The 6236-nt window shown below is 49.8% G+C and carries 8 protein-coding genes; 5 read left to right on the top strand and 3 right to left on the bottom strand.

Features of this window, described 5'->3' with window-relative positions:
* Window positions 1-6: 6 nt before the first annotated feature.
* Both A1332_RS01950 and A1332_RS01945 read right to left on the bottom strand, forming a co-directional pair.
* Entirely contained in the window at window positions 7-447 is a 441-nt protein-coding gene (locus A1332_RS01950; RefSeq protein ID WP_064006892.1) for a hypothetical protein, read from the bottom strand.
* A gap of 48 nt (window positions 448-495) precedes the next feature.
* Complete coding sequence (locus A1332_RS01945; RefSeq protein ID WP_197491371.1) at window positions 496-975, bottom strand: AAA family ATPase; 480 nt, start codon at window positions 973-975, stop codon at window positions 496-498.
* Between the two features lie 522 nt (window positions 976-1497).
* On the opposite strand from A1332_RS01945, the gene A1332_RS01940 reads away from it, so the two are divergent.
* Window positions 1498-2097: a hypothetical protein gene (locus A1332_RS01940; protein WP_064006890.1), complete on the top strand. Its 600-nt coding sequence runs from the start codon at window positions 1498-1500 to the stop codon at window positions 2095-2097.
* 65 nt (window positions 2098-2162) lie between these two features.
* Here the strand turns inward: A1332_RS01940 and A1332_RS01935 are convergent, their stop codons facing one another.
* Window positions 2163-2525, bottom strand: coding sequence for a hypothetical protein (locus tag A1332_RS01935; RefSeq protein WP_157203920.1), 363 nt, complete (start codon window positions 2523-2525; stop codon window positions 2163-2165).
* A gap of 462 nt (window positions 2526-2987) precedes the next feature.
* Here A1332_RS01935 and A1332_RS01930 point away from each other — a divergent pair, with 462 nt between their 5' ends.
* The 4 genes from A1332_RS01930 to A1332_RS25840 are packed head-to-tail and all read left to right on the top strand — an operon-like array spanning window position 2988 to window position 6045.
* Window positions 2988-3935 carry a chromate resistance protein ChrB domain-containing protein gene (locus A1332_RS01930; RefSeq protein ID WP_064006888.1) on the top strand — a complete coding sequence of 316 codons (948 nt, stop codon included), beginning with the start codon at window positions 2988-2990 and terminating at the stop codon, window positions 3933-3935.
* Entirely contained in the window at window positions 3932-5272 is a 1341-nt protein-coding gene (gene chrA / locus A1332_RS01925) for a chromate efflux transporter (protein WP_064006887.1), read from the top strand. The genes A1332_RS01930 and chrA overlap by 4 nt, the downstream gene beginning before the upstream one ends.
* 31 nt (window positions 5273-5303) lie before the next feature.
* Entirely contained in the window at window positions 5304-5693 is a 390-nt protein-coding gene (locus A1332_RS25845; RefSeq protein ID WP_231890185.1) for a twin-arginine translocation signal domain-containing protein, read from the top strand.
* Between the two features lie 25 nt (window positions 5694-5718).
* Window positions 5719-6045, top strand: coding sequence for a Fe-Mn family superoxide dismutase (locus A1332_RS25840; protein WP_231890184.1), 327 nt, complete (start codon window positions 5719-5721; stop codon window positions 6043-6045).
* Window positions 6046-6236 lie beyond the last annotated feature (191 nt).

Here is a 6236-nt window from a genome sequence, read left to right as displayed (position 1 = left end):
GTGGAGTCACGGATTCAGGTCATAATCTTCGTTAATTGAAACAGAATCGCCAAGAGTCAATATTTTTTCAACTAGGGTCTTTAATGTATTGTATTTTTTTTCATCTTTATGACCCCATACATTTTTAAATTCTTTATAATCTTTTGTCGATAACATTTTTTGAAGGTCTTTGAAAGTTAGATGGGTGTAATCTTCTTTTATTCTTGCTATGTGTGGTTGCACTTGTCTGTTGTAATCTCTGTTTGCTGCAAGAACGACATCCATCAACGTAATAGCAGGAATTATGTGTCTTTCAACATTTAAAAAATCTGCTGCTTGGTTTTTAGCGGCATCAATTATTTTCATTCCTTTAAATTTATGAATCCCATGAGACTTTTCTTTCATTGGGCTATTTCCTAATCGCTCAACGATATCGTTAATTTCCGCTGCTGTTTTCTCTAATAGCATAATATTCTTCTCCAAAGCCAAATTGATACTACCAATTTTTTACCGAAACTAACGTACAAACCCAATTTGCGCGAACGCCTCCCCCTTCGCCTCACACTCCTGCTCCAGCACTTGAATCATTCTTTCCGGCTGTGAAATTTCCCGTAACACCGCGACTTGCCGACTGACCACGGCAAAGTCACCCGGAGTGAAGTTGGTCAGCCGCTGGACTTGCTGTTTGAATATAGCCAAGTTTTCCGGGTTGGACGGTAATTGTCCGCGAAGTCGTTGGCATTCCCGTTGGAACAATAGCCAGCGTTGATTGGGGCTGAGGTAATCGAATTTCACCTTGAAATCAAAGCGCCGTAAGGATGCCGCATCCAACTTATCCATCCGGTTGGTGTTACAAATGAAAATACCGGAGAAGGTTTCCATCTGGGTGAGCATTTCGTTAACCTGGGTAATTTCCCAGCTTCTGTGGGCACAGTTGCGGTCGCCTAGCAAACTGTCTGCTTCGTCCAATAACAGGATACTGAGTATGTCGTTCATAATAAAACGCAATGACTGGATTCGTTTCAGGCTTCCCTGCATATTTAATACAAGCCGCAATAGGTGGATTGCCGCCAAGCGCTGATATGCGTCGAACTGTTCTGATCTGCGCCCGCGAGTGCTGCGTATAGGCCGCATAAAAGCAGGGAAAGCGTTTTTAAGCATGACTGACTCCAAAGCGACAATATTTTGATTGGAGCTAGAATAGGGGCATAAGCGACAAATACGGTCGCTATTGTGGTGGATCTTCTGCTTAGCCCATTTCGACAAACGCACCACGAACGGAATCAATAAACCTGTGGGCACTGAGCCAGTCGAAGGACTTAATCGCGTATCCTTATCATGTCTCAGCCCCGTCTAATCGTTTAAAACTAAAGCCACTTGCTTTAGCAAAGTTTATCTCCTTGGCTTTTGCACCAATTCTCCTAAACTTGCGGAATGCCGAAAAAACAGTGCCCGCAATAGCCAAGCCCGGTTATTATTGAGCCCGTTGTCCATTTACACGCCCCGGCGGAGATATGCATGCTTGACTCAATCGCTCTTGATATCCAGGCCCTGGTCAATCTGCTGAGCAGGTTAAGACCGGAATTGCTGGATCAAATTTGCGCGAAACATCCTGGTTACACCGAAACCCTCAGGCCCGGAAAATTATTGGGGCAAGACAGCGCGTCGCAATCGCAGTTGCTGGTCGATTTAGCCATGAGCACCAAAGGCCTGGTCAAGCAGGAGTGTTTGAGTATTTATAATTTGCTGAGCGCGCGTTTGCGAGGTTCGGTGCGCTTGCGTCTGATCGGCAGCACCATTGCCACCTTGTCGGCCGGGGCATTGATAGCGGCCTTGACCCAGGGCATCCCAAAGTTGGTACTGGCGTTTGCAGTATTGACGGTGTTTGCGGCGGCATTCATGCTGGTGGGCGAATGCCTGGAAGGTTATTTCGGCCGGCAGCGCGGCTTGCGAGAAATGCAGGATAAGCTCCTGAAAAACCTATTGGAAGTAGCCGATGTTGAAGCCGAGTTGCGCCTGATGGAGTTTCGCGGTAATTTCGACGGCATCGAACCGCAAATCCGCAAATTAAATACCGTCGCGATCACCAGCCAGCAAATCCAACATTTGGTCGGCTAAGCGCATTTCCATGCGTAAAACTTAAACTTCAGACCTAGCCTCGCCAGACCGACAGATACCTAATTTCAGTAGCGAAGCTTCAAATCGCATGCCCCAACGAATCGACTAGACAGCGAATTGTCTTCACTGGGAAATTGGTTCACATCAACACCGCAGCCCAAGTTCACCGGCCGGCTTTTGCGTTTTTCACTCGGTTTAAGGTTTGCCGTGCCGCGCCCGGCATTACTCAACAAAAGATTCGAGCTATCAGTGGCATCTGCTGTCAGCGCTTGATCCGAAGGGGTCAGAATTAACGCGGAAGGTGTGTCGAAGCTTTCCGGTAGCGGCGCGTCCGCAAGGACGTTTAGCGTACAAATAGCTAGCAAACCGCCGATAAAGGCGGAAATTGGTTTGGACTGCTTTAGAAACGAAAAATCATGGGCTTTCATGATTTCCTCCTGTTCCAAAGTTGGCATTATGAGCTCGGCGAACAAACCCTTCTTCTACAGAAGCTTGTCCAACCCGCTCGGTCTAAGCTATCAGCCGGCAGCGGCCAAAATTACCGCCGCGATTAACAATCGGCTACAGCAAATCGGGTTCCTATCTAAGCATTGATCGCTTAACACATTTTTAAATCATTACTGCGAACCACGCCGCAAATACAATCGCGGAGATGACATCAATAATAGTCCGATACCTGTTTCGTGGCGAGTTTTATAACACTTAGTTACAAAATTTTTCTTATTAATGTCAATTAGTTGACCAATAAACCTCACTGGATTTCTAGCATAAAAAGCGCCAATTTGCACAAGTTGGCGTCATGCAAAAAAATTCTTTGCAAAATGGATTTAATTTGACTTCAAAATGACAACTTATGTAGAGTATTCTACATATTTGCAATATAAGAACATATGAATTCAAAGCCCTGGGTAATCTTGATTGCCAGCCTCCCCACCCAAAACGCCAGCGGCCGGATGCGTATCTGGCGCGGATTAAAGGCCTTGGGTTGCGCGGTCTTGCGCGACGGGGTGTATTTGTTACCGAATCGACCGGACTTTCTTCTGTCATTACAGTATTACAGCGACGAGGTTGCGGCTGGGGGCGGTACTGCGCATATATTGCAGATTGACGGCACGGATGAAATACAACAAAAGACCTTCGAATCCCTGTTCGACCGGTCAGCCGACTACGCAAACCTGTTATCGAACATAGGGCAATTCGACCACGATCACCAAGATACCGGCAAACTACAAAAGCAATTAAACCGATTACGCAAGGATTTCGAAGCGTTGGTAAGTTTGGATTTTTTTCCGGGTGCGGCACGTGACCAGGCCGCATCGGCATTAGAGCAGTTGGAATACATGCTGCACGATACGCTTTGCCCCGATGAACCGCGCGCCGCGCAACGGTCTATCAAATTGCTGAATCGTGACGACTACCAAGGCCGGACCTGGGCCAGCCGGCATCGACCTAAAATAGACCGCTTGGCTAGCGCCTGGTTGATCCGCCACTTTATCGACAACGAGGCACGTTTTATATGGCTAGCCAACATCGCCGAATGCCCAGCCGATGCACTGGGTTTTGATTTCGACGGCGCCGCATTTACCCATATCGACGCCAAAGTCACCTACGAAGTATTGCAAGCCAGTTTCGGCCTGGCCCAAAACGCTGGATTGAATAGAATCGGCGCCATCGTCCACTATCTGGATGTTGGCGGCATCGCCGTTCCGGAAGCAGCCGGGCTGGAGGCTTTAATCGCCGGCATGAGGCAAACCTGGAGCGACGACGATGATTTGCTGTCCGAAGCCGAAAAGATTTTCGACGCTTTTTACCAAGCTTTTTCAGGAACAGACGCATGAACGACAATCAAGCCCTCAGCAACCCACCACCGTCCGTGAGTTTGAAACAGGCTTTTTGGTATTGGCTGAAATTGGGTTTCATCAGCTTCGGCGGTCCCGCCGGGCAGATTGCCATCATGCATCAGGACCTGGTGGAAAATAAACGCTGGATCTCCGAACGCCGTTACCTGCATGCCTTAAATTACTGCATGCTATTGCCCGGCCCGGAAGCGCAACAACTGGCTACCTATATCGGCTGGCTGATGCATCGCAGCTGGGGCGGCATCATGGCCGGCGGTTTGTTTGTCTTGCCGTCTTTGTTGATTTTGATCGGCTTAGGCTGGATTTATATGGCTTACGGGCATTTACCAGCGGTGGCCGGCGTACTATATGGCATCAAACCCGCCGTGACCGCGATTGTGCTGTTTGCCGCGTATCGGATCGGCTCTCGGGCTTTGAAAAACGGCTGGCTATGGGCGATGGCGGCGCTAGCATTTCTGGCTATTTTTGTATTGCATGCCCCATTTCCGCTCATCGTGCTGGTGGCGGGCGTGCTCGGCGCCATTGGCGGAAAACTGGCACCCAAGTACTTCAATTTGGGCGGCGGTCACGGTAAATCCAACAAGCATTTCGGCCCGGCGTTGATAGACGACGATACCCCGACACCGGAGCACGCCCGCTTCAATGCCAAAAAACTGATGAATCTGGCACTAATTGGCCTGGCCCTTTGGGGTGGCGTCATCGGCTGGCTTTGCGCCAAATACGGCTGGGACGGCGCATTGACGCAGATGGGTTGGTTCTTCACCAAAGCCGCCCTACTCACGTTCGGCGGCGCCTATGCGGTATTGCCTTATGTGTATCAAGGTGCGGTCGAACATTACCATTGGTTGACTCCGACGCAAATGATCGACGGTCTGGCCCTGGGCGAAACCACGCCCGGCCCGCTGATTATGGTCGTCACTTTCGTCGGCTTCGTCGCCGGCTGGAGCCAGGCACTATTCGGTAGCGAGCATCTGTTTCTGGCGGGTGCGGTAGCGGCAACTGTCGTGACTTATTTCACCTTCCTGCCCAGCTTTCTGTTCATTTTGGCTGGCGGGCCGCTGGTGGAATCGACCCACAACAATTTGAAATTCACCGCGCCGTTAACCGGCATTACCGCCGCCGTGGTGGGTGTGATTCTGAATCTGGCCGCATTTTTTGCCTATCACGTGTTCTGGCCCAGAGGGTTTAGCGACGAGTTGGACAGCTTCGCGCTACTAATCGGCCTGGCTGCCATTCTGGCTTTGTTTCGCTACAAAGCCGGCGTTATACCGGTCATCGCCTGCAGCGGTGCGGCCGGGCTGTTATTGGCTTTCTGAAACCCTGGCTAAGCCAACATGGAGTGAACTTATGACGAACGACTATACCCGGAGAGATTTCTTAGCCACCGCCACGGCCGGTGCCGCCTTGGCTTCCCTGAGCAGTAACAGTCTTGCCGAAACCGAATCGGACCTCAATACCGTTTTGTCGTCGGCATTTAATACGGTTCAGGAGATAAAACCGCTGCCTTTCGATCCCGCGAAGTTGGACGGCATATCCGAGAAACTGATTCGCTCCCACTGGGAAAACAATTATGCCGGCTCGATCAAAGCGCTGAATGCGGTGAAACAAAAATTGGCCGGTTTCCTGGAAGATTCCACGCTACCGCCTTATATCTATAACGATCTAAAGCGCGAACATTTAATACGTACCCTGTGGTACTACACGATTGTATTTTGCCAATCTGGGTGGCAGCACTAAGCCGGATGTAACAGTTGGTAAGGCTTTGAGCGAATCTTTCGGTTCCGTGGAAACCTGGGAAAAGGAATTTAAACACATCGGCGCCGGTCTGGGCGGCGGTTCCGGCTGGGTGGTTTTGGGTTTAAACCTGCATACCGGCCTGCTGGAAAATTATTGGCAGTGGGATCATGCCAATGCACCCAGTGCGACTCTACCTATCCTGGTGTTGGACATGTACGAACACTCTTATCAAATGGATTACGGCGCGGCGGCCGGTAATTATGTCGATGCGTTCTTTCGCAATATTCAATGGCAAGTAGTTGCCAGCCATTTACAAAAAGCATTTAAAGCCCGTTCTGTTTGGATCAGCTGATTTACAGCTTATCACCGCCAACTAAGCTCAAAAAATAAGCGTTCGCCAAAAACAATTCGGCGAACGCTTGCTGGCACAAGGCGCTACTCTGGGCTCCCGCGTTCGCGGGAGTGACGATATTAAGGGCCGGGCTAATAAGGTCCCGCCTCAGTCTTTTCGTAGTAATTTAATTCACGAACTTAGAATTCGCG

Source organism: Methylomonas methanica (assembly GCF_001644035.1).
GTDB lineage: Bacteria > Pseudomonadota > Gammaproteobacteria > Methylococcales > Methylomonadaceae > Methylomonas > Methylomonas methanica_A.
The sequence above is the reverse complement of the archived record's forward strand: the minus strand, read 5'-3'. Positions and strand labels throughout refer to the sequence as shown.

Excerpts from the sequence above, each read along its gene's own strand:
- A1332_RS01950 (WP_064006892.1), bottom strand. The coding sequence starts at position 447 with ATGCTATTAGAGAAAACAGCAGCGGAAATTAACGATATCGTTGAGCGA.
- A1332_RS01945 (WP_197491371.1), bottom strand. The coding sequence starts at position 975 with ATGAACGACATACTCAGTATCCTGTTATTGGACGAAGCAGACAGTTTG.
- A1332_RS01940 (WP_064006890.1), top strand. The coding sequence starts at position 1,498 with ATGCTTGACTCAATCGCTCTTGATATCCAGGCCCTGGTCAATCTGCTG.
- A1332_RS01935 (WP_157203920.1), bottom strand. The coding sequence starts at position 2,525 with ATGAAAGCCCATGATTTTTCGTTTCTAAAGCAGTCCAAACCAATTTCC.
- A1332_RS01930 (WP_064006888.1), top strand. The coding sequence starts at position 2,988 with ATGAATTCAAAGCCCTGGGTAATCTTGATTGCCAGCCTCCCCACCCAA.
- chrA (WP_064006887.1), top strand. The coding sequence starts at position 3,932 with ATGAACGACAATCAAGCCCTCAGCAACCCACCACCGTCCGTGAGTTTG.
- A1332_RS25845 (WP_231890185.1), top strand. The coding sequence starts at position 5,304 with ATGACGAACGACTATACCCGGAGAGATTTCTTAGCCACCGCCACGGCC.